This window comes from Pseudomonas oryzihabitans (assembly GCF_014522265.1).
Lineage (GTDB): Bacteria > Pseudomonadota > Gammaproteobacteria > Pseudomonadales > Pseudomonadaceae > Chryseomonas > Chryseomonas aestiva.
The window spans coordinates 2,967,713-2,989,612 of the sequence record NZ_CP017024.1 but is presented as its reverse complement, the minus strand read 5'-3'; the positions used below and the strand labels follow the sequence as shown (position 1 = coordinate 2,989,612).

At 65.9% G+C, this 21,900-nt stretch carries 22 protein-coding genes; 10 read left to right on the top strand and 12 right to left on the bottom strand.

Translation table 11 applies throughout. The annotated features are described in order from the left end of the window. The 3 genes from mlaD to BGI51_RS13780 are packed head-to-tail and all read right to left on the bottom strand — an operon-like array spanning window position 1 to window position 2,080. Window positions 1-477: an outer membrane lipid asymmetry maintenance protein MlaD gene (mlaD, locus tag BGI51_RS13790; protein ID WP_007159511.1), complete on the bottom strand. Its 477-nt coding sequence runs from the start codon at window positions 475-477 to the stop codon at window positions 1-3. Then, the gene (gene mlaE / locus BGI51_RS13785) at window positions 477-1,271 is read right to left on the bottom strand and encodes a lipid asymmetry maintenance ABC transporter permease subunit MlaE (RefSeq protein WP_059314028.1); all 795 of its coding nucleotides are present in this window, start codon (window positions 1,269-1,271) and stop codon (window positions 477-479) included. Before mlaE ends, mlaD begins: the two co-directional genes overlap by 1 nt. Continuing rightward, complete coding sequence (locus BGI51_RS13780; RefSeq protein ID WP_187978685.1) at window positions 1,271-2,080, bottom strand: ATP-binding cassette domain-containing protein; 810 nt, start codon at window positions 2,078-2,080, stop codon at window positions 1,271-1,273. Before BGI51_RS13780 ends, mlaE begins: the two co-directional genes overlap by 1 nt. Before the next feature lie 204 nt (window positions 2,081-2,284). On the opposite strand from BGI51_RS13780, the gene BGI51_RS13775 reads away from it, so the two are divergent. From BGI51_RS13775 to BGI51_RS13735, 9 genes are all read left to right on the top strand, one after another. Beyond that, window positions 2,285-3,259: a KpsF/GutQ family sugar-phosphate isomerase gene (locus BGI51_RS13775; protein WP_187978684.1), complete on the top strand. Its 975-nt coding sequence runs from the start codon at window positions 2,285-2,287 to the stop codon at window positions 3,257-3,259. An 82-nt stretch (window positions 3,260-3,341) separates the two neighbouring features. Continuing rightward, window positions 3,342-3,914 carry an LPS export ABC transporter periplasmic protein LptC gene (lptC, locus tag BGI51_RS13770; RefSeq protein ID WP_007159515.1) on the top strand — a complete coding sequence of 191 codons (573 nt, stop codon included), beginning with the start codon at window positions 3,342-3,344 and terminating at the stop codon, window positions 3,912-3,914. Continuing rightward, on the top strand, window positions 3,901-4,443 hold the full coding sequence (gene lptA, locus BGI51_RS13765; RefSeq protein WP_007159516.1) for a lipopolysaccharide transport periplasmic protein LptA: 543 nt from the start codon (window positions 3,901-3,903) through the stop codon (window positions 4,441-4,443). Before lptC ends, lptA begins: the two co-directional genes overlap by 14 nt. After that, window positions 4,440-5,168 (top strand): LPS export ABC transporter ATP-binding protein, encoded by a 729-nt coding sequence (gene lptB, locus BGI51_RS13760; protein WP_017640054.1) that lies wholly within the window; start codon window positions 4,440-4,442, stop codon window positions 5,166-5,168. The genes lptA and lptB overlap by 4 nt, the downstream gene beginning before the upstream one ends. Before the next feature lie 102 nt (window positions 5,169-5,270). Next, entirely contained in the window at window positions 5,271-6,770 is a 1,500-nt protein-coding gene (locus BGI51_RS13755) for an RNA polymerase factor sigma-54 (protein WP_133859839.1), read from the top strand. Window positions 6,771-6,861: 91 nt separating this feature from the next. Then, window positions 6,862-7,170 carry a ribosome hibernation-promoting factor, HPF/YfiA family gene (hpf, locus tag BGI51_RS13750; RefSeq protein ID WP_007159519.1) on the top strand — a complete coding sequence of 103 codons (309 nt, stop codon included), beginning with the start codon at window positions 6,862-6,864 and terminating at the stop codon, window positions 7,168-7,170. A gap of 18 nt (window positions 7,171-7,188) precedes the next feature. Continuing rightward, window positions 7,189-7,653 (top strand): PTS IIA-like nitrogen regulatory protein PtsN, encoded by a 465-nt coding sequence (gene ptsN / locus BGI51_RS13745; RefSeq protein WP_133859840.1) that lies wholly within the window; start codon window positions 7,189-7,191, stop codon window positions 7,651-7,653. A 1-nt stretch (window position 7,654) separates the two neighbouring features. After that, window positions 7,655-8,509 (top strand): RNase adapter RapZ, encoded by an 855-nt coding sequence (rapZ, locus tag BGI51_RS13740; protein ID WP_133859841.1) that lies wholly within the window; start codon window positions 7,655-7,657, stop codon window positions 8,507-8,509. A 31-nt stretch (window positions 8,510-8,540) separates the two neighbouring features. Beyond that, window positions 8,541-8,813 (top strand): HPr family phosphocarrier protein, encoded by a 273-nt coding sequence (locus tag BGI51_RS13735; RefSeq protein WP_133859842.1) that lies wholly within the window; start codon window positions 8,541-8,543, stop codon window positions 8,811-8,813. Window positions 8,814-8,880: 67 nt separating this feature from the next. Here BGI51_RS13735 and BGI51_RS13730 read toward each other — a convergent pair whose 3' ends face one another. Both BGI51_RS13730 and pmbA read right to left on the bottom strand, forming a co-directional pair. Beyond that, window positions 8,881-9,495 (bottom strand): superoxide dismutase, encoded by a 615-nt coding sequence (locus tag BGI51_RS13730; RefSeq protein WP_133859843.1) that lies wholly within the window; start codon window positions 9,493-9,495, stop codon window positions 8,881-8,883. A 224-nt stretch (window positions 9,496-9,719) separates the two neighbouring features. Further along, complete coding sequence (pmbA, locus tag BGI51_RS13725) at window positions 9,720-11,069, bottom strand: metalloprotease PmbA (protein WP_187978683.1); 1,350 nt, start codon at window positions 11,067-11,069, stop codon at window positions 9,720-9,722. Between the two features lie 92 nt (window positions 11,070-11,161). Here pmbA and yjgA point away from each other — a divergent pair, with 92 nt between their 5' ends. Further along, window positions 11,162-11,686: a ribosome biogenesis factor YjgA gene (yjgA, locus tag BGI51_RS13720; protein WP_133859845.1), complete on the top strand. Its 525-nt coding sequence runs from the start codon at window positions 11,162-11,164 to the stop codon at window positions 11,684-11,686. 35 nt (window positions 11,687-11,721) lie between these two features. Here yjgA and tldD read toward each other — a convergent pair whose 3' ends face one another. The 7 genes from tldD to mreC all read right to left on the bottom strand — a co-directional run bounded on the left by tldD (window position 11,722) and on the right by mreC (window position 21,835). Next, complete coding sequence (gene tldD, locus BGI51_RS13715; protein ID WP_158892217.1) at window positions 11,722-13,167, bottom strand: metalloprotease TldD; 1,446 nt, start codon at window positions 13,165-13,167, stop codon at window positions 11,722-11,724. A 111-nt stretch (window positions 13,168-13,278) separates the two neighbouring features. Beyond that, complete coding sequence (locus BGI51_RS13710; protein WP_187978682.1) at window positions 13,279-14,118, bottom strand: carbon-nitrogen hydrolase family protein; 840 nt, start codon at window positions 14,116-14,118, stop codon at window positions 13,279-13,281. Window positions 14,119-14,176: 58 nt separating this feature from the next. Beyond that, on the bottom strand, window positions 14,177-18,010 hold the full coding sequence (locus tag BGI51_RS13705) for a YhdP family protein (protein ID WP_187978681.1): 3,834 nt from the start codon (window positions 18,008-18,010) through the stop codon (window positions 14,177-14,179). Window positions 18,011-18,019: 9 nt separating this feature from the next. Further along, entirely contained in the window at window positions 18,020-19,474 is a 1,455-nt protein-coding gene (gene rng / locus BGI51_RS13700) for a ribonuclease G (protein ID WP_187978680.1), read from the bottom strand. Window positions 19,475-19,550: 76 nt separating this feature from the next. Beyond that, window positions 19,551-20,138, bottom strand: a complete 588-nt coding sequence (locus tag BGI51_RS13695; protein ID WP_187978679.1) for a Maf family protein — start codon at window positions 20,136-20,138, stop codon at window positions 19,551-19,553. A gap of 63 nt (window positions 20,139-20,201) precedes the next feature. Further along, on the bottom strand, window positions 20,202-20,690 hold the full coding sequence (gene mreD, locus BGI51_RS13690) for a rod shape-determining protein MreD (protein WP_133859851.1): 489 nt from the start codon (window positions 20,688-20,690) through the stop codon (window positions 20,202-20,204). Continuing rightward, complete coding sequence (gene mreC / locus BGI51_RS13685) at window positions 20,690-21,835, bottom strand: rod shape-determining protein MreC (RefSeq protein WP_252977297.1); 1,146 nt, start codon at window positions 21,833-21,835, stop codon at window positions 20,690-20,692. The genes mreD and mreC overlap by 1 nt, the downstream gene beginning before the upstream one ends. Between the last annotated feature and the right edge of the window lie 65 nt (window positions 21,836-21,900).

Genomic DNA, 21,900 nt, shown 5'->3' with positions numbered 1-21,900 from the left:
TCATTTATTGGCGGAAGAGTCTTTATTGACCGAATTGAGCAGGAATTTGCCGATCAGGTCTTCGAGAACCAGGGAGGATTGTGTATCTCGAATGGTCGAGCCTTCCTTGAGCACCTGTTCGTCCCCGCCCACGCTGATGCCGATGTATTTCTCGCCGAGCAGGCCGGCAGTCAGGATCGAGGCGATGGAGTCGGTCGGCAGATTGTCCACCTGCTTGTCGATCTGCATGGTGACCCGACCCCGGTAGCTGTTGCGGTCGAGATCGATGGCGGTGACCTTGCCGATGGTCACGCCCGACATGGTCACCCGCGATCTCACGGTGAGACCGGCGATGTTGTCGAAGTAGGCATAGACCTTGTAGGTATCGTGATGGTCGCTCATCGTCAGACCGCTTACCCGCAGCGCCAGCAGCAGCAATGCGAGCACGCCGGCCAGCAGGAAGAGTCCGACACCGATTTCCTGGGTGCGGGTTTGCATCAGAGATCTCCAAACATCAGGGCGGTAAGAATGAAGTCGAGGCCGAGCACGGCAAGCGACGCATAGACGACGGTACGGGTGGTGGCGCGACCGATGCCTTCGGAGGTCGGCTCGCAGTCATACCCCTGGAAGACGGCGACCCAGGTCACCACGAAGGCGAACACCAGGCTCTTGATCACGCCATTGAGCACGTCACTGAGCATCACGCTGTTCTGCATGGTGGCCCAGAAGGAGCCGTCGTAAACGCCGAGCCAGTCGATAGCGACCATGGCCGCGCCCCAGATACCCACCACATTGAACATGGCGGCCAGCAAGGGCATGGAAATGAAGCCGGCCCAGAAACGCGGCGCGACGATGTACTTGAGCGGATCCACGCCGATCATTTCCAGGCTGGACAGCTGCTCGGTGGATTTCATGTTGCCGATCTCGGCGGTCAGCGCGGAACCGGCCCGACCGGCGAACAGCAAGGCCGTCACCACCGGGCCCAGCTCGCGCAGCAGCGTGAGGGCGACCATCTGCCCTACCGCCTGCTCGGAGCCGTACTTGACCAAGATGTTGTAGCCCTGCAGGGCGATCACCATGCCGATGAAGAAGCCCGACACCACGATGATGGGCAGTGACATCACGCCCACGGAATAGAGTTGCTTGCCCAGCAGCTGCAGGCCGCTGCCCACGCCACCGCGACCGAACACTGCCAGGAGCAGGACGATGACCGAGCGGCCAATGGCCGCCACGACGTCCAGCCCGGCCTTGCCCAGCCGACGAATCCGCTCCACGGCGGAGACCTTACGCATCAGTGTTTCCCCAGCAAGGCATCGCGCAGATCAGGCGCGGCGTAGTGGAAGGGTACCGGGCCATCGGGGATGCCCTGCATGAACTGGCGAACCCGCGGATCGGGCGATTCGCGCAGCTCCTTCGGCGTGCCCTGCCCCAGCACCTTGGTATCGCCGACCACATAGAGGTAGTCGGCGATGCTGGCCGTCTCGGCCAGGTCGTGGGAGACCACGATGCTGGTCAGTCCGAGCGCCTGGTTGAGCAGGCGGATGAGCCGTACCAGCACGCCCATGGCAATGGGGTCCTGGCCGACGAAGGGCTCGTCGTACATGAGGATCTGCGGATCCAGGGCGATGGCCCGCGCCAGGGCGACCCGACGCTTCATGCCGCCGGACAGCTCGTCCGGCATCAGCTCGACGGCACCGCGCAGGCCCACCGCCTGCAGCTTGAGCAGGACGATGTCGCGGATCATCTCTTCGGGCAGCTTGGTGTGCACGCGCAGTGGAAAGGCCACGTTCTCGAACACATCGAGATCGGTGAACAGCGCGCCGCTCTGGAACAGCACGCCCATCTGCCGGCGCATGTCGAACAGCTCACCCCGGGACAACTGCGGCAGGTTGGCGCCATTGACCCAGATCTCGCCACTGCTCGGTCGCAACTGGGCAGCGATGAGGCGCAACAGGGTGGTCTTGCCACTGCCGGACGGTCCCATGATCCCGGTGACCTTGCCCCGCGGGATGCGGATATCGACCCGGTCGTAGATGAGACGCGTGCCGCGCTTGAAGGAAACGCCCTTTAGCTCCACGGCGTACGGGCTATCGACGGTCATCGAGACTCCTAAGGTTCAACTCTGTGCAGGGAGACGCCGCTCCGCCGCTTCAGGGCACGCGGCTCTCGCGTTCGGCGACCCCGGCAAAAGGGCGGCACTATAGCATTCGTTGCCGATGTGACTCCTGAACTGCGGGCGGCGTTGCTGAGTGTCGCGGCTTTGCGCATATAATTTCCGATTGTCCCGTCACCTGCCTTCTGACCCATGCCCGACTCAATAGATTTCATCGCTTCCGCCAAGCGCACCATAGATGTAGAGCGAGCGGCCGTGGCCGCCCTGGGCGAACGCATCGACGAAAGCTTTGCCGCCGCCTGTCGCCACCTGCTCGCCTGCCGTGGGCGCATCGTGGTCCTGGGCATGGGCAAATCCGGGCATGTCGGCAACAAGATCGCCGCGACCCTGGCCAGCACCGGCAGTCCGGCCTTCTTCGTACACCCGGCCGAAGCCAGCCATGGCGACATGGGCATGATCACCCGCGATGACGTCATCATCGCCATCTCCCAGTCGGGCACCTCCAGCGAGATCCTGACCCTGCTGCCGCTGATCAAGCGCCTTGGCGTCCCGCTGATCAGCTTTGCCGGCAATCCGGCCTCGCCGCTGGCCAAGGCCGCGGACGTCAACCTGGATACCAGCGTGGCCACTGAGGCCTGCCCGCTCAATCTGGCGCCCACCTCCTCCACCACCGTCGCCCTGGTACTGGGCGACGCCCTGGCCATCGCCCTGCTCGAGGCCCGCGGCTTCACCGCCGAGGATTTCGCCTTCTCCCATCCGGGTGGCGCCCTGGGTCGGCGCCTGCTGCTCAAGGTGGAAAACGTCATGCATGCCGGCGCCGACCTGCCGCAGGTCAGCGAAGACACCCTGGTCTCCGATGCCCTGCTGGAGATGTCGCGCAAGGGGCTGGGCATGACCAGCGTGCTCGCCACCGATGGTCGTCTGGCCGGTATCTTCACCGACGGCGATCTGCGTCGCGCCCTGGATCGCGGCATCGACGTGCGCACCACGGCGATCGCAACCGTGATGACCCGTGGCGGTCGAACCGCCAGGGCGCAGATACTCGCCGCCGAGGCGTTGAAGATCATGGAAGAGCACAAGATCAACGCGCTGGTGGTGATCGATGACGAGCACCGGCCGATCGGCGCCCTCAACATGGGTGACCTGCTACGCGCCGGGGTGCTGTAGGCCGGGTTATACTGCCCGACTAATACGCCGCAATCTCGTGTTCAACCCGCCGCCCCTGGTGCGGCCCACCACAGGTACCCTCATGTTTCGCAGCTTGCGCCGCCCCGTGCTGTTGGTCCTGATCGCCGCCGCGCTCATCGCGATCGGCTACTGGAACATCCTGCCGCAGCGCTTCGTCGATGCTCCGGCCTCGTCGACCCCGCAAGACAGCGCCATCGACGGCTATGCCCTCAATACCCGGACGATCCAGTATCGCCTGGACGGCAAGATCCAGTACGAACTCAAGGCGGAGCGCAGCGAACACGTCAAGGCGACCGACGTCACCCTGGTGACCCGGCCCGACATGCTGGCCTTTCGCGGCACCGACTATCCCTGGCACATTCGCAGTGCCCGCGCCGAGGTCGCCCCCGGTGGCAGTCAGGCGGAGCTGATCGATGACGTGCGTGTCGAGCGTACCGATGAAAAAGGCCGCCCGGTGGTGTTGACCACCACCCGCATGACCGTCTTTCCTGACAAACAATATGCGCAAACCGAGCAAGCCGTTAGAATCGAGGCCGCCAATGGGGTGACCACGGCCAATGGCATGAAAGCGTATCTAGAAGACGGCAGAATGCTCCTGCTGTCCAACGTAAGAGGCCAGCATGAGGTTCGTTAAAACCCTCCCCTTCCTGTTCACCCTCGGCGCCACCTTTGGCAGTGCCGCGGCTTGGGCCCTGCCGACCGATCGCACCCAGCCGATCCGCGTGCAGGCCGACAGCGCCGAGCTCGACGACAAGCAGGGCGTGGCCGTGTACCGCGGAGACGTGGTCATCACCCAGGGCAGCATGAAGATCACCGGCAACACGGTGACCTTGACCCAGGACAATCAGGGCAACATCAAGGTCGCCACCGCAGTGGGCAAACCGGCCTACTACGAGCAGAAGCCCTCGGCAGACAAGGACATCGTCAAGGCCTATGGTCTGACGATCCAGTATTTCGCCCAGGAAAATCGCATCATCCTGATCGATCAGGCCAAGGTGGTCCAACAGGGCAACACCTTCGAAGGCGAGAAGATCGTCTACGACACCCAGCGCCAGATCGTCAACGCCGGGCGCGCCAACGGCAGCAAGGTCACCACGCCGCGGCCGCGCATCGACATGGTCATCCAGCCCAAGGATCAGCAGCAGTCGGGGCAGGGACAATGACGGTCACGCTCAAAGCCCAGCATCTGGCCAAGAGCTACAAGGGTCGTCAGGTCGTTCGCGACGTCAGCGTCAGCATCGACAGCGGTCAGATCGTCGGCCTGCTCGGTCCGAACGGCGCCGGCAAGACCACCTGTTTCTACATGATCGTCGGCCTGGTCAAGGCCGATCAGGGTCGCGTGCTGATCGACGATCAGGATGTCACCGCCCTGCCCATGCATGGCCGGGCCCGCGCCGGGATCGGCTACCTGCCGCAGGAAGCCTCGATCTTTCGCAAGCTGACTGTGGCCGACAACATCCTCGGCATCCTGGAAACCCGCAAGGATCTGGACAAGGCCGGTCGCCTGCGCGAACTGGAAAGCCTGCTGCAGGAATTCCACATCACCCATATCCGCGACAATCGCGGCATGAGCCTGTCGGGTGGCGAAAGACGTCGCGTCGAGATCGCTCGCGCCCTGGCCACCGCACCCAAGTTCATCCTGCTGGACGAACCCTTCGCCGGCGTGGACCCCATCTCGGTGGGCGACATCAAGCAGATCATTCGCCACCTCAAGGCCAAGGGCATCGGTGTGCTCATCACCGACCACAATGTCCGGGAAACCCTGACCATCTGCGAAACGGCCTACATCGTCAACGACGGCCAGCTCATCGCCGAGGGTACCGCCGAGGAAGTCCTCGCCAACGATCTGGTCAAGGAAGTCTATCTGGGCCACGAATTCCGCCTCTAGGCAAACCCGGGGAAACAAGGCATATAATTTGCTAACGCTCGCAGGGTTCGCGAGGTTCGGTGGCGCTGTTCGCGTCGGTAGACAAGGTGTATTTCCGCAGCCATGAAACCATCGCTAGTCCTCAAGATGGGCCAGCAGCTGACGATGACGCCGCAGCTGCAACAAGCCATACGTCTGCTTCAGCTCTCGACGCTCGACTTGCAGCAGGAAATCCAGGAAGCCCTGGAATCCAATCCGATGCTGGAACGCCAGGAAGAAGGTGAAGACTTCGACCAGAGCGAAGCCTCGAGCGAAGGCGATGAGAGCTCGGGCGCGGGCAACCTGGAAACCACCTTCAAGGAAACCTCGGTCGCCGTCAACGAGATGGCCGACGACTCCGAATGGAGCGAGCGTATTCCCAGCGACAGCGAGCTGCCGGTCGATACCGCCTGGGAAGACATCTACCAGACCAGCGCCAGCAGCCTGCCCAGCAATGACGACGACGAGTGGGACTTCACCACCCGCACCTCGGCGGGCGAGAGCCTGCAGACCCACCTGCTCTGGCAACTCAACCTGGCGCCCATGTCGGATCTCGATCGCCTGATCGCCGTGGCGATCATCGACGGCATCGACACCGACGGCTATCTGCAGGAAAGCCTCGAAGACATCCATGCCTCGCTGGATCCCGAGCTGGAAGTCGATCTCGATGAAGTCGAGGTGGTGCTCAGACGCGTCCAGCAATTCGAGCCGGCCGGCGTCGCCGCCCGCAATCTGCGCGAATGCCTGCTGATCCAGCTGGCCCAGCTACCGGCCAATCTCCCCCTGCTCGGCGAGGCCAGGCGCCTGGTCAGTGACTATCTCGATCTGCTCGGCAGCCGCGACTATGCGCAGCTGATGCGGCGCATGAAGATCAAGGAAGACGAGCTCAAGCCCGTCATCGAACTGATCCAGACCCTGCATCCGCGCCCCGGCTCGCAGATCGAATCCGGCGAAGCCGAATACGTGGTGCCGGACGTCATCGTCCGCAAGCACAACGAGCGCTGGCTGGTGGAGCTCAATCAGGAAGCCGTGCCGCGTCTGCGGGTCAATCCCCAGTACGCCGGCTTCGTCAAGCGCGCCGACAGCAGCGCCGACAACACCTACATGCGCAACCAGCTGCAGGAAGCGCGCTGGTTCATCAAGAGCCTGCAGAGCCGCAACGAGACCCTGATGAAGGTGGCGACCCAGATCGTCGAGCACCAGCGCGGTTTTCTCGAATACGGCGAAGAGGCGATGAAGCCGCTGGTCCTGCATGACATCGCCGAGGCGGTAGGCATGCATGAGTCGACCATCTCCCGGGTGACCACCCAGAAGTTCATGCACACCCCGCGTGGCATCTACGAACTCAAGTATTTCTTCTCCAGCCACGTCAGCACCGCCGAGGGGGGCGAATGCTCCTCCACCGCGATCCGCGCGATCATCAAGAAATTGGTGGCGGCGGAAAACGCGAAAAAGCCGTTGAGTGACAGCAAGATCGCTGGTTTACTGGAATCGCAAGGTATACAAGTCGCTCGTCGCACGGTGGCTAAGTATCGGGAATCCCTGGGTATCGCTCCGTCCAGCGAACGCAAGCGTCTCATCTGACGCGTCCTGATGTGTGACCGTGCTTCGTTCGATCCTTGTCATGTCGGCGAGCAGCTTCGCCGATCGCAGCCCGGCAATAAGGAGAAGCGGTATGCAAGTCAACATCAGTGGCCATCAGCTTGAAGTGACAGAAGCCCTGCGTGACTACATCGGCGAGAAACTCGCCCGCCTCGAACGGCACTTCGACCGTATCACCAACGTCCAGGTCATCCTGGAAGTGGACAAGCTCAAGCAGAAAGCCGAAGCCACCCTGCACGTCGCCGGCGCCGCGGTGGTTGCCAATGCCGAGCACGACGACATGTATGCCGCCATCGATCTCCTGGCCGACAAGCTCGACCGCCAATTGATTAAACACAAGGAAAAATCGATCGAACGCCAGCAGGGCGTCGGCGTCCGCTGAGGTTTCGATCGCCGCTTTATGATCAGACTCGAAAACATCCTGACCCCCGGCCGCACCCAGACGGGTGCGCCGGGTGGCAGCAAAGCCGCTGTACTGGAGCGCATTGCCGAACTGGCCGCGCAGGAACTGCCCGGCCACGACGCGGCGCACATCCATGAATGCCTGATGGCGCGCGAGCGCCTGGGCTCGACCGGTTTCGGCAATGGCATTGCCATTCCCCACTGCCGCCTGGCGGGTCTGCAACAACCGCTGTGCGTGCTCTTCCACCTGCAGCAACCGGTGGACTTCGATTCCCTGGACGGCGCTCCGGTAGACCTGGTGTTCGTCCTGCTGGTCCCGGAAGCCGCCACCGAGCAGCACCTCACCCTGCTGCGCCAGATCGCCGGCATCCTTGATCGCGCCGACATCCGCGAGCGGCTGCGCAAGGCCAGGGATAGCCAGGCGCTCTATCAGATCGTCGTCGAGGCCCAGAGCGGACACTGACATGCACCTCATCATCGTGAGCGGACGTTCCGGGTCGGGCAAGAGTACGGCGCTCAACGTGCTTGAGGACAATGGCTTCTATTGCATCGACAACCTGCCGGCCAGTCTGCTGCCCGATCTGGCCCAGCATGCGCTGACCGACATGGAGCGCCCCCAGCCCAAGGTCGCCCTGTCCATCGATGCGCGCAACCTGCCCAGTCAGTTGCAACGCTTTCCCGAATTGCTCGAACAGGTGCGCAGTCGCAACATCCGCTGCGACGTCCTCTACTTGGATGCCGATGACCAGGCGCTGCTCAAGCGCTTTTCCGAGACGCGCCGCCGGCATCCGCTGTCGAACCAGGAAAGGTCCCTGGCCGAAGCTATCCATGACGAGCAGGTGCTGCTGTCGCCCATCGCCGACCTGTCCGACCTGAAGATCGACACCACCCACCTGAATCTCTATCAGCTGCGTGACATCCTCAAGTTGCGCCTGCTGAACGCGCCGGAGCCCGGTACCGCCTACCTGGTGGAATCCTTTGGCTTCAAGCGCGGGCTGCCGGTGGACGCGGACATGGTGTTCGATGTGCGCTTCCTGCCCAATCCCTACTGGAAACCGGACCTGCGCGACTTTTCCGGACTGGATGCGCCGGTACGCGACTATCTCGAGCAACAGCCCGAGGTAGAGACCCTGTACAATGACATCCGCGATTACCTGGTGAAGTGGCTGCCGCGTTTTGCCGCCAACAACAGGTCCTATGTGACCGTGGCCATTGGCTGTACCGGTGGTCACCACCGTTCGGTCTATCTGGCCGATCGCCTGGGTCGCGAACTCAAAGACCTGCTCAAGAACGTCCAGATTCGTCACCGCGATCTCTGACGCCCGTTTTGTTTCGACAAGGACAGACTCAATGCCTGCCCAACAGATCACCATCATCAACAAGCTGGGCCTGCACGCCCGTGCGGCTGCCAAGTTCGTCGGCGTGGCCGGCCGCTATCCTGCCAGCATTCGTGTCGGCCGCAGTGGCGAGCCGCCCGTGGATGGCAAGAGCATCATGGCGGTCATGATGCTGGCCGCTGGCAAGGGCACGGTGCTGCAACTGGAAACCGAGGGTGAACAGAGCGACGAGGCCATGCGCGCCCTGGTCGAGCTGATCAACAACTACTTCGACGAAGGTGAGTGATCGGCCCTCCTCCAGCATCGCCCAATAAAAAAGCCGCCCGAGGGCGGCTTTTTTATTGGGCGTCGACTCAGGCGTTCAGCGCCGCTTCGTAGCGACGGGTCACTTCCGGCCAGTTGATGACGTTGAAGAAGGCGCCGATGTACTCGGGACGGCGGTTCTGGTAGCGCAGGTAGTAGGCGTGCTCCCAGACGTCCAGGCCGAGGATCGGGGTGTTGCCGGTCATCAGCGGGCTGTCCTGGTTACCGGTGCTCTCGACCACCAGCTTCTTCTCGGGGGTGACGCTCAGCCAGGCCCAGCCACTGCCGAAGCGGGTCAGGGCAGCCTTGGTGAAGGCTTCCTTGAAGGCATCGAAGCCGCCCAGCTGGGACTCGATGGCTTCGGCCAGGGCGCCTTCGGGCTTGCCACCGGCGTTGGGGGCCATCACGGTCCAGAACAGGCTGTGGTTGGCATGGCCGCCACCGTTGTTCTGCACGGCGCCGCGCTTGTCCTGGGGCAGCTTGTCCAGCTGGCGAACCACGTCTTCGGCCGACAGGTTGGCGAACTCGGTGCCTTCCAGCGCCGCGTTCAGGTTGTTGATGTAGGTCTGGTGATGCTTGGTATGGTGGATTTCCATGGTCTGGGCATCGACGTGCGGTTCCAGCGCGTCGTAGGCGTAGGGCAGCTGAGGCAGAGTATGCGGCATGCGGATTGTCTCCATGGTGGCTTTGGTAAGGACCCATTGCCCTTGGGCGATGGGGTGTACGGCTGGTGCGCCACGGCGCACCGTCTGAAGCCTGGGCCGTCCGGTCAGCAGATTCGACCGCACGGCTATGTCCTAGTGCATTGCTAGGATACTAACGAGTAACGGGGTGGGCTGTCTCCCGTTCGACAGGATTTTCCTTTCCACGACGTCTGCGGTGACCTGCACTAGCTGCCCGCCAGGGTCATGCCATCGATCAACACCGAGCCGGTGCGCAGACTGCCGCGGCGTTCCACGTCGCTGCCCACCGCCAGGATCTGGCGGAACATGTCGCCCAGCCGCCCGGCGATGGTGACCTCCTGGACCGGAAACTGGATCTCGCCATTCTCGACCCAGAAGCCGCCCGCGCCACGGGAATAGTCGCCGGTGACCAGGTTGGTGCCCTGCCCCATCATTTCCGTGACCAGGAAGCCGGTGCCCATCTGCCGGATCAGTTCGGCCTGGCCCGCCGAGCCGTGGCTGACATGGAGGTTGTGCACGCCGCCGGCATTGGCCGTGCTCTGCATGCCCAGCTTGCGTGCGGAATAGCTGCCGAGCACATAGGAGACCAGGCGGCCATTCTCGACGAAGGGCTTGGCGTAGGTGGCCAGGCCCTCGCCGTCGAAGGCGGCACTGCCCAGGGCGCGCGGCAGGTGCGGCCGCTCGTCCAGGGTCAGCCAGTCGGGAAACACCTGCTGGCCCAGGGCGCCTTCGAGGAAGGACGACTTGCGATAGAGGTTGCCGCCGGAGATGGCGGCGAGAAAGGTGCCGAACAGACCGGCCGCCATTTCCGGGGAAAACAGCACCGGGACCTTGGCGGTGGGCACCGGCCGCGCGCCCAGGCGGCTCACGGCGCGCTCGGCGGCGCGGCGGCCGATTTCCTCGGCACTCATCAACTCGCTGCCGATCCGGTTGACGTCGTAGTAGTAGTCGCGCTGCATGGCCTCGCCACTGCCGGCGATCATCACGCAGCTCAGGCTGTGGCGGGTGCTGGCATAGCCGCCGACGAAGCCGTGGCTGTTGCCGTACACCCGACAGCCCTGGTGGGTATTGAGGGTGGTGCCGTCGGCGTTGCCGATGCGACTGTCGGCGGCATAGGCCGCCGCCTCACAGGCCAGGGCCTGCTCGATGGCCTGCTCGGGGGTGATGTCCCAGGGATGATAGAGATCGAGATCGGGCAACTCGCCGCGCGCCATCAGCTCGGCGTCGGCCAGGCCCGCACAGGGATCCTCGGAGGTGTGCTTGGCGATGGCCAGGGCCGCAGCCACGGTTTCGCGGATCGCCTCGGGACCGGTGGCGGAGGTACTGGCCGAGCCCTTGCGCTGACCGGCATAGAGGGTGATGCCAAAGCCCTGGTCGCGATTGAATTCGACCGTTTCCACCTCGCCCTTGCGGACCGAGGTGGACAGGCCCTGGTCGACCGATACGGCCACTTCACCGGCACTGGCGCCCTGGCGCCGGGCCTCGGCCAGGATGGCCTCGACCTGTTCGCGCAATTCGGGGAGCGCAGCGGGACCCACGGCGGCGTTGCGATTCATGACGTTCTCCTTACGGACGGCGCCGGCCAGGCCGGACAACCGTGCGGCAACTCGTTATGATGGCGCCCATTCTTAGCTGGACCCCATAGTTCATGGTTGATTCTTACGACGACGACGCGCCGCTGGGCGAAAAGAGCAAGACACAGGTCAAGCGCGAGCTGCATGCGCTGCAGGATCTGGGCGAACGCCTGGCCGGTCTGCCGGCCGAGCAGCTGGACCGCCTTCCGCTGACCGATCCGTTGCGCAAGGCCCTGGCCGAGGCGCCCAAGCACAAGACGCACATCGCGCGCAAAAGGCATGTCCAGTACCTGGGCAAGCTGATGCGCGACCAGGACCTGGAAGCCATCCTGGCCCTGGCCGACCAGATGGACACCTCGACGCGGCAGTACAACGAGCGCTTCCACGCCCTGGAGCGCTGGCGCGACCGCCTGATCGCCGAGGGCGACCAGGCCCTGGAAGCCTTCGTGGCGCTCTATCCGGAAACCGACCGCCAGCATCTGCGCGGGCTGGTGCGGCATGCCCAGCACGAGGCCGCGCACAACAAGCCGCCCGCGGCGGCGCGCAAGGTGTTCAAGTACATCCGCACCCTCGACGAGAGCCAGCGCGGTCTGCGCTAGGTCCCTGTCCGCGATGGCCACGGCCGGCGCCTGCATCAGGCGCCGGTGCCGCCCACGGTGATGGCATCGATCTTCAGGGTCGGCTGACCCACGCCCACCGGCAGTGACTGGCCGTCCTTGCCGCAGGTCCCTACCCCCGCATCCAGCGCCAGGTCGTTGCCGACCATGGACACCCGATTCATGACCTCGGGGCCGTTGCCGATCAGGGTGGCGCCCTTCACCGGGCGACCGAGCTTGCCGTTCTCGATCAGATAGGCCTCGTTGGTGGTGAAGACGAACTTGCCGCTGGTGATGTCCACCTGACCGCCGCCCAGGCTGGCGCAATAGATGCCCTTCTCCACCGAGGCGATGATCTCGGCCGGATCGCTCTGGCCGGCCAGCATGTAGGTGTTGGTCATGCGCGGCATGGGCAGGTGCGCATAGGATTCGCGGCGACCGTTGCCGGTGGGCGCCACGCCCATCAGCCGGGCGTTGAGCTTGTCCTGCATGTAGCCCTTGAGGATGCCGTTCTCGATCAGCACGTTGTAGCCGCTGGGCGTGCCCTCGTCGTCGATGGACAGGGAGCCGCGACGATCCGGCAGGGTACCGTCGTCGACGATGGTGCACAGCGAGGACGCCACCTGGCGACCGAGCTGGCCGCTGTAGTTGGAGCTGCCCTTGCGGTTGAAGTCGCCTTCCAGGCCATGGCCGACCGCCTCGTGCAGCAGCACGCCGGACCAGCCGGCCCCCAGCACCACCGGCAGGGTGCCCGCCGGGGCCGCGGTGGCTTCGAGATTGACCAGCGCCTGGCGCACCGCTTCGCGGGCATAGCCCAGGGCGCGGTCGTCACGCTGGAAATAGCGGTAGTCGCAGCGACCGCCGCCGCCGCTGTTGCCGCGCTCGCGGCGGCCGTTCTGCTCGACGATGACACTGACGCCCAGGCGGACCAGCGGGCGTACGTCGGCAGCGAGGGTGCCGTCGACCGCGGCCACCAGGGTGCGCTCCCAGACCCCGGCCAGGCTGATGGTGACCTGCTGGATGCGCGGATCCAGGGCGCGGGTCGCCTCGTCCAGCTGCTTCAGGAAGGTGACCTTGGTGGCGCGATCCAGCACTTCGAGGGGATTGTCCTGGCCATAGAGCCGCTGCGCCGGCTCCACCGCGCGAAACGCCTGGACCTGGCCTTCGGCACCGCTGCGGGAGATGGAACGCGCGGCCTGGGCGGCCAGATCCAGGGCCTCGCCGGTAATGGCGTTGCTGTAGGCGAAACCGGTCTTCTCGCCGGACAGCGCCCGCACCCCGACGCCCTGGTCGAGGTGGAAGCCGCCTTCCTTGACGATGCCGTCTTCCAGCAGCCAGGACTCAGAGACGATGCTCTGGAAATACAGGTCGGCGGCGTCGATGCCGGGTCCGGCCAGACGCTGCAGCACGGGTTGCAGATCGTCCACCGCGAGTCCGCCGGGGCCCAGCAGGGCCGAGCCGACGCTATTCAGGTAATCACTCATGGAAACTCCAGACGACGCCACCAGGGGCGTCGGAACGATGAAAGGGTCGCGACCTGGCCTCTAGCCTACTCGCGGAAGTCTCGGGGCCCTGATGCAAAAGACCAATGGCCGTCATTGCCGTTCGGCCAGGCGCGCCGGCAGGAAGCGGCGGTGCTGGGTGACGGGCATTCGCTGGCGCAATTGGGCCTGGCGCTCGGCATCGCGCTCGATGAGCAGCACGGCCTCGCCGCTGGCCTGGACGGCAAGCACCTCGCCCCAGGGATCCACGGCCATGGCGTGGCCCCAAGTCGTGCGGCCATTGGCGTGGACACCGCCCTGGGCAGCGCCCAGCAGGTAGCTGTGGGTCTCCACCGCCCGGGCGCGCAGCAGCAGCTCCCAATGGGCCTGGCCGGTGGGCACGGTAAAGGCCGAGGGGGCACTGATCAGCTCCGCACCGGCAGCGCGCAGGGCGCTGTAGAGTTCGGGAAAGCGCAGGTCGTAGCAGACGCTCAGGCCCAGGCGGCCGACCGGGGTATCCACCACCGTGAGGGTCTCACCGGCGGCATAGTGGTCGGATTCCCGATAGCTGCCCTGGCTGTCGCTGACGTCGGCATCGAAGAGGTGCAGCTTGTCATAGCGGGCGACGCGGCGACCTTGGTCGTCGAACAGCAGCGAACAGGCACACGGCTTGCCCTCGGTGGCACCGTCGGGCAGCAGCGGCAGGGTACCGGCGAGCAACCAGAGCCCCAGTTCGCGCGCCCGACTGGAGAGCCAGGGCAGGATCTCGCCCTGCCCCAGCGCCTCGGCCCGCGCCAGCTCGGCGGGGGCCGGATGGCCGATGGCGACGAAGTTTTCCGGCAGCACCGCCAGGCGCGCGCCCGCTCCGGCAGCGCGTTCGAGCAGTCGCTCGGCGGCGCGCAGATTGGCCGCCACCGCGGGGCCGCTGACCATCTGCAGGATGGCTATGGACATGCAGGCACTCCAGAAGGGAGCGTCCATCCTAAGCAGCGGTGCGGCCGCAGGGCAATGCTCAATCGCGCTTGCCCGTGGTCATGGTCGGATTCTGCCAGGGGCCTTCGATGTGGTAGTTGATGCTGGCCATGCGCGTGATGCGATCGCCGATCAGTCGATCGACGATGAACAGCGCGCCACCGATGGCCGGTGCCCCGGCGATCAGCGCGGCCAGCGGCAGGGAGTTGCTGACCGGCAGCCCCACCTTGAGGTTGGCATCGACCCGGTTGCTGGCCATGTCCAGCAGGCCCTGCAGACTCATCTCGGCACCCGGCCCGCTGAGGCTGATGGGCTTGCGGGTGCGGAAGGCCCCCTGCTGGGCGTCGAGCACCCCGGTGATGCTGTCGTAGCTCAGGCCCTTGCCGAACAGATCGGAGAAATCCAGCCGCAGGCGGCGGCGGATGGATTCGAAATTGAGCAGACCGAAGATGCGCAGCGCCGAGGCCGTGCCTTCCACCTGGCGCAACTGGCCGTCATTGAAGCGGGCATCGAGGCTGCCATTGAGGCGGGCCAGGGCGACATAGGCTGGCGAGCCGGGCCAGTCGACCCGGGCATCCAGGCGGAAATCGCGACTGGTGACGCTGGAGGCGAAATTCCAGCCCAGCAGGATATCGGCGATATTGCCGCCGGCGAGGCGGCCCTGGTAGTAGCTGTGGGTCGCGCCCGGCGCACCTTCCCAGCGCAGCGCGCCCTGCACCTTGAGGCCCCGCAGGTCGAGATCCAGGGCGTTGAAGTTGGCGCCTGAGGGCGAAGGCCTGAGCTGCAGGCGCTGGGCACCCACCAGACGGCCGCCCAGCTCCAGGCGATCGATGACCAGATTCAGCGCCGGCAGGCTGCGCGGATCGACGTCGGCCAGCGGATCGGGGCGCGGCGCCTCGCTTTCCACCGAGGGGTCCGCCGGCGTCTGGGGGATGCGCAGGTGCTGCAGGTTGATGTCGATCGGCTGGCCGGTCTGGCGCGGGATGCGCACCTGGCCGGCGATGGTCTGGCTGGCCAGGCCGAGTTGCCAGGCACTGCCCTGGGGTTCATAGGTGAGGCGCAGGTTGTCGATCTGTTGCCCGAAGGCCAGGAAGCGCCCGAAGTTGAGATCGCCCCGCCCGAGGCTGGAGACATCCAGGGTGTTGCCACCGCCCTGCCCTGCACTGCCGCCGCTCCCCGCCTTGCCATAGCGCTGGTAGATGTCCTGCCAGGCAGCCAGGTCGAATTCCGCCAGTTGCCCGCGCAGGTCGTAGCCGGCGGCGGTGGGCAGATTGGCGGTGCCGCCGCCCAGCACGATCTCGCCGCGGCCCTTGGCGATGGCCTTGGGATCGAGCAGCAGCACGGCATCGGCGAGGCCCTTGTAGGTCGCCTCCACCCGCCGCTCGCCGTCGTTGAGCGCCAGGCTGAAGAAGCCGTCACGTGCCTCGTCGGCATTCTTGCCGAAGGGCGCCGGCAGATCGATGGCCACCCCGCGCAGATCCGAGGTGACCGCCAGTTCGCTGTGCTCGGCCAGGGTCAGGCCGAGGCGATAGCCGAGCAGGCCACGCGCCGGGATGGGTCGTCCTTCGCTGCCCAGCCAGCGCGCCAGCTGGTCGACGTCGACCCGGCCGTCCACCACCAGCCGGGTGCGCGGATCGTCGGGTTTGCCCTCGGCCAGCGCCTGACCGCGAATGGGCTGGTCGAAGACCCGCGCCTGGATGTCGGGGGCACTGAGGCCGCTGCGGGTGTCGTAGCGGAAGGTGCCGCGCAGCTCGGTGAGGGTCAGCGGGGGATCGGCCAGTTCCAGGCGCGCCTTGTCCGGCGTCAGCTCGACCACCACCACCGGTGGCTGCCCCTTGGCCAGGGGGATGTCCAGGTTCAGGCTGCTGTTGGCGAGCGCGCCCTCGCCCTTCCAGCCGGCAAAGACCTTGGCGGTCGGCAGCGGCGTTTCCTGGAGGATCTTCAGTCCATCGCGCACGCTGCTGTCGAGTCGCGCGCTGAGCCGCAGGTGCGGCGCGCTGCCATCGTGCAGCAGCGGAATGCGCGCCTCGACGTCCCTGACCCGGGTGTCGAGGATGCGTCCTTCGGGGACCTGCACCTTGACCCCATCGCTTTCGATGAAGACATCGCCGCGCGCCTCGCGCAGGGCGGGCCAGCCAGGCTGATAGGCCAACTGGGCGTCGTGCACCCGGAAGAACAGACTCATGGTGCGCGAGTGCGCCGGCGAGCCGTGGCGCAGCGATCCCTGGTACTGGTAGATGCCTTCGTCGATGCGGCCGCCGACGATGGCGGTGCTCAGCCACTGGGCCAGCTCCGGGCTGAAATCCGTGGCCGGCAGTTTGGTCGGCAGGTACTTGCGGGTGTAGCTGGCGTCGCCATCCTTGAGGCCGACGCGCAGGTCCATGTAGCTGTCCACCTCGGGATGCAAGCCGAGCTGGATATGCATGTCGCCACTGGCAGCGCCTTCCGGGCCGGTGACCTGCATCAGGGCACTGCCCAGGGTGAAGCGCTGGTCGTCGAGACTCCAGGTCAGCCGCGCCCTGGCGGTGCGATAGCGCCAGGGTTCGGGAAAGAGATCGCTCAGGTGCAGCATGAAGTCGGTGGTATCCAGACGCAATTCGCCACCGCCCAGGCTACCGCTCAGGCTGCCGGTGACGCCCTCGGCGGACGGGGCACCGTGATAGGCGGCAAAGCCCACGCGATCCAGGTTGGCTGCATAGGAAAGGCGCTCGCGCAGCGGCTTCTGCGGATAGAAGTCGGCATTGAGGTTGCGCAGCTGGCCATGGGGCGCCAGGGCCTGGAGCGCCTGGGCAACCGGTGCCGGCAGGGGCGCCAGGTCCCGCGCCAGCCTGGCGGCCTGCCTGAGATCCAGCTGGTCGCCGCGCACCTGCAGGTGCTGGGCGGTGCTGTCATAGCCCAGGCCATAGCGGGCCTCCAGCGGCTTGCCGTCGAGCTGGGCCTTAAGCGCCAGGGCCCCACGGTACTGGCTGGCGTCGCCGGCCTGCTGGTCGGCGTCCAGGGTCAGGGCCTGCAGGCGCACCGGCGGATGATCGGCGTAGGCGAGCGTCAATTCATCCGCCTTCAGCCGCAGGTGGGAGCGCTCCAGTCGACCTTCGGCCCAGGCGAACCAGAGCTCGCCTGCCGCCTGGACACGCCGCAGTTGCCACTGCCGGGTCAGGGCCGCCGGCACCCAGCGGGACCAATCGCTGGCGGGCAGGCTGAGATAGCCTTCGACGGTGCTGGCACGCCAGTCTTCGGGACGCGGCATGGCGGTGAAGTGCGCCGCTACCGTGCCACCGTCGGGCAGCCGGAAACGGGTCGCCAGTTCCAAGGCGCCACTGAGCTGCCTGGACAGACTGGCCTCGGCGTACCTCAGGGTTACCGGCGAACCCTGCTGGGGAATCAGGCTGAGCTGGCTGTCCAGCAGACTGGCATGCCCCAGACGCGCCAGGCCATCGAGCAGCGGACCCGGATCGAAGGGCTTGGCATCCGGCGCTCGCGGCGGCAGGCCGCGCAATTGCCAGTGCCCTTGGGCGTCCTCCTGCAGGACCAGATGGACGCCATCAACCTGCACGGACTTGAGTCGCAGTTGGCGATGCCAGAGGCTGCCGAAGACATCCGGCACCACCTGGAGATGATCCAGCTGCACCATGCCCTCGCCGCGTCCCAGAGACAGATCGCGCAGGATCAGCACCGGATTCCAGCGGGCCCAGCGTCCTTCGAGTCGGCCCAGGCGCACCGGCTCGCCGAGCGCCGCCGCAGCGCGCGACTCGACTTCGTTGCGGTATTCGCCGACCCAGGGCATGAGCAACCGCCCCAGGCCGAGGTAGAGCGTCAACAGGACGAGCACCAGCAGCGCCAGACCCAGCGCGCCGCGTTTGAGCAGGGATATCAAGACCCGGACCTAGAGCAGCACGACATCGTACTGCTCCTGGGAATACATGGTCTCGACCTGGAATTTGACGGTGCGGCCGATAAAGGCCTCGAGATCGGCGACGTTGCCCGATTCCTCGTCCAGCAGCCGATCCACCACCTTCTGGTTGGCCAGCACCAGGTAGGAATTGGCCTGGTAGGCCCGCGCCTCGCGCAGGATCTCGCGGAAGATCTCGTAGCAGATGGTCTCGGCGGTGCGCAGGATGCCGCGCCCCTGGCAGTTGGCGCAGGGCTCGCAGAGCACCTGGGACAGGCTCTCGCGGGTGCGCTTGCGGGTCATCTGCAAGAGGCCCAGTTCGGTGATGCCGATGATGTTGGTCTTGGCATGGTCGCGTTCGAGCTGCTTTTCCAGGGTACGGATCACCTGGCGCTGGTGCTCTTCGTCTTCCATGTCGATGAAGTCGATGATGATGATGCCGCCGAGATTGCGCAGCCGCAGCTGGCGGGCGATGGCGGTGGCCGCCTCCAGATTGGTCTTGAAGATGGTCTCTTCCAGATTGCGATGGCCGACGAAGGCGCCGGTGTTGACATCGATGGTGGTCATGGCCTCGGTGGGGTCGATCACCAGATAGCCACCGGACTTGAGCAGCACCTTGCGCTCCAGGGCCTTCTGGATCTCGTCTTCCACGCCATAGAGGTCGAAGATCGGCCGCTCGCCCGGATAGTGCTCCAGCCGCGTCGCCACCTCAGGCATCAGCTCCTCGACGAACTGGCCGATGCGCTGGAAATTCTCGCGACTGTCGACGCGGATCTTTTCCGTGCGCGTCCCGACCAGATCGCGCAGGGCGCGCAGGGCCAGGGTCAGGTCTTCGTAGATGGGCACCGGCGTCGGTCCCTGGAGGTTGCCGGAAATCTGCTGCCAGAGCCGTCGCAGGTAGCGGATGTCGGCGAGGATGTCTTCTTCGCGCGCCGCCTCGGCGGCGGTGCGCAGGATGAAGCCGCCCTCGTGCTCGATGCCCTCGCTCTCCACGCAGCGCGCCATGATCGCCTTGAGCCGCTCGCGCTCGGCTTCGTCCTCGATCTTCAGCGAGATGCCGACGTGGGAGGTACGCGGCATGTAGACCAGGTAGCGCGAGGGAATCGACAGGTGGGTGGTGAGGCGGGCGCCCTTGGTGCCTATGGGATCCTTGGTGACCTGCACCACCAGCGTCTGGCCCTCGCGTACCAGGGCGTTGATGCTTTCCACCGCCGCACCCTCGCGCTGGGAGATCTCGGCGGCATGGATGAAGGCCGCCCGCGCCAGGCCGATGTCGATGAAGGCCGCCTGCATGCCCGGCAGCACCCGCACCACCCGCCCGCGATAGATGTTGCCGACGATGCCGCGTCTCAGGGTGCGCTCGACGTGCACCTCCTGCAGCACACCGTTTTCCACGACGGCGACACGGGACTCCATGGGAGTGATGTTGATGAGGATCTCTTCGCTCATGGAGGACTCTTGGACAACGTGGAAGGGCAGAAAGGGGACCGTGGCGCCAGGCGCCTCAGCACGGGATATTCGGCCGTCAGACAGACCGCCAACAAGGGATGGCGAAAGCGCTCAGCAGTTCCGCGGTCTCGCACAGCGGCAGCCCTACCACGGCGCTGTAACTACCCGTCAGGCCGCGCACGAAGACCGCGCCGGCGCCCTGGATGGCGTAGCTGCCGGCCTTGTCGGCCGGCTCGCCGGTGTCCCAGTAGCGTTCGGCCTCGCCGGGCGCCAGGGGGCGGAATTCCACCTCGGCGGACACCACGCGACTCAGGCAGCGCTCGCCATCGGCGACGGCGACGCCGGTCACCACCCGGTGCCGGCGTCCGCTGAGAGCGGCGAGCATGGCCAGGGCGTCGGCGCGATCCCGGGGTTTGCCGAGCAGCTGGTCATCGAGCACCACACAGGTATCGGCGCCCAGCACGCAGCCGGCGGAGGCACCGCCCAGCACCTGTCGGCCCATGGCTGCCTTGGCCCGCGCCAGGCGTTCGACATAGGCGTCCGCCGCCTCCCCCGGATGCGGGGTTTCGTCCACCGTTGCGACGACCTTCTGGAAGGCCACGCCGATCTGTTCGAGCAGTTCGGCGCGGCGGGGCGAAGCGGAGGCGAGGTAGAGCTGGGACATCGACAACAACCAGACGGCGGGGGGATGACGGGAGAATGCCAGCCTGTTGCAGGTGAAACCAGCTTAGTTGACGCCGAATCTGAGGCGCAGCCCGCGGAGCAGCAGGTAGATCCACGGCCAGAGCAGCGCGCTGACCAGCGAGGGGGTGAGAAACACCAGGGTCGGTGGCCGGCTGCCGGCCAGGGCGTTGAGCCACAGCGCCAGCAATTGGGCGATGCCGTAGACCACCAGCAGCACGAAGCTCTGCTGCCAGATGGGAAAGGCCCGCAGTCGCTGCGCCAGGGAGCGCACCAGAAAGACCACCAGGCTCAGCACCAGGGCGGTCTGGCCCAGCAGGTTGCCGTAGAGCACGTCTTCGGCGATGCCCATCGTCCAGGCGGTGAACAGGCCGACACGGTGCGGCAGGGTCAGGGTCCAGAAGGTCAGCAGCATCGCCAGCCACAGCGGCCGGCCGATCTCCATGAACTCGGGCATGGGCACGACGGACAGCAGCAACCCGACCAACAGGGTGAGCCAGATCACCCACCCGTTGTGGCCGATGCGCAAAGCCATCAACGATCACCCTCGTCCGGCAGTTCCGGCGCGGGTTGCTGGACCCGGCGCTGCGGTTGAGCGGCGTTAGCGGCCGGATGGCTCGGCGTGGCGGTCGCGCCCTGCGCCGGCGGCTTGGCCGGTGTCGCCGGATGCGCCGCGCTGCCGCTCGCGTTCGCGGGTGGCTTGGTCGGCGTGGCGGGATGGGCCGAGCTGCTGCCCTGGCCCGCGGGCGGCTTGGCCGGCGTCGCGCTGCGACTACCGGTGCCGGGCGCCGGCGTGACATTGGCGGCCGCCGGCGGCGGATTCGCCGGCGCGGCCGGGCGCTGGGCCGCGTGGCGATCGGCGGCCTCCTGGGCCTCGGCGGCGTCGTTGGCGCGCTGCTCGGGTGTGCGGGTATCGCTGAACACCAGCAGCATGTAACGACTGCGATTGAGCTTGGCGGTGGGAATGGCGCGCACCACGGCGAAGGGTTGCCCCGAGTCGTGGATCACCTTGGAGACGGTGGCCACCGGATAGCCCGCCGGGAAGCGCTGGCCCAGGCCGGAACTCACCAGCAGGTCGCCTTCCTTGATGTCGGCGGTGTCGGCCACATAGCGCAGTTCCAGCCGCTCGGGATTGCCGGTGCCGACGGCGATGGCGCGCAGGCCGTTGCGATTGACCTGCACCGGAATGCTGTGGGTCACGTCGGTGAGCAGCAGCACCCGCGCCGAATAGGGCATCACCTCCACCACCTGGCCCATCAGGCCGCTGGCGTCGAGCACCGGCTGGCCGACGAAGACGCCGTCCTTCGCGCCCTTATCGATGATGATGCGGTGAGTATAAGGATTGGGGTCGACGCCGATCAGTTCGCCGACCAGCACCTTGTCGTCCACCAGAGCGGCGGAATTGAGCAGCTCGCGCAGGCGCACGTTCTGCTCGGTGAGGGCGGCGAGTTTCTGCAGACGGCGCTGCAGCAGCAGTTGCTCGGCCTTGAGCCGCTCGTTTTCCGCCATCAGTTCGGTGCGGCTGGAAAACTGGTCGCTGACGCCTTCCCAGGCGCGCAGGGGAAAACCCGCCACCTCATAGAGGGGCGAGAGGACCAGCGCCAGTTCGCTGCGTACCGGTTTCAGGTAGTCGAAGCGCGCGTCGGTGACCATGACACCCACCGAAAGGGCGGCCAGGATCAGCAGACGAATGCCCAGCGCCGGGCTTTTGCTGAAAATCGGCTTGATGGTGAGTTCCTCGCAGA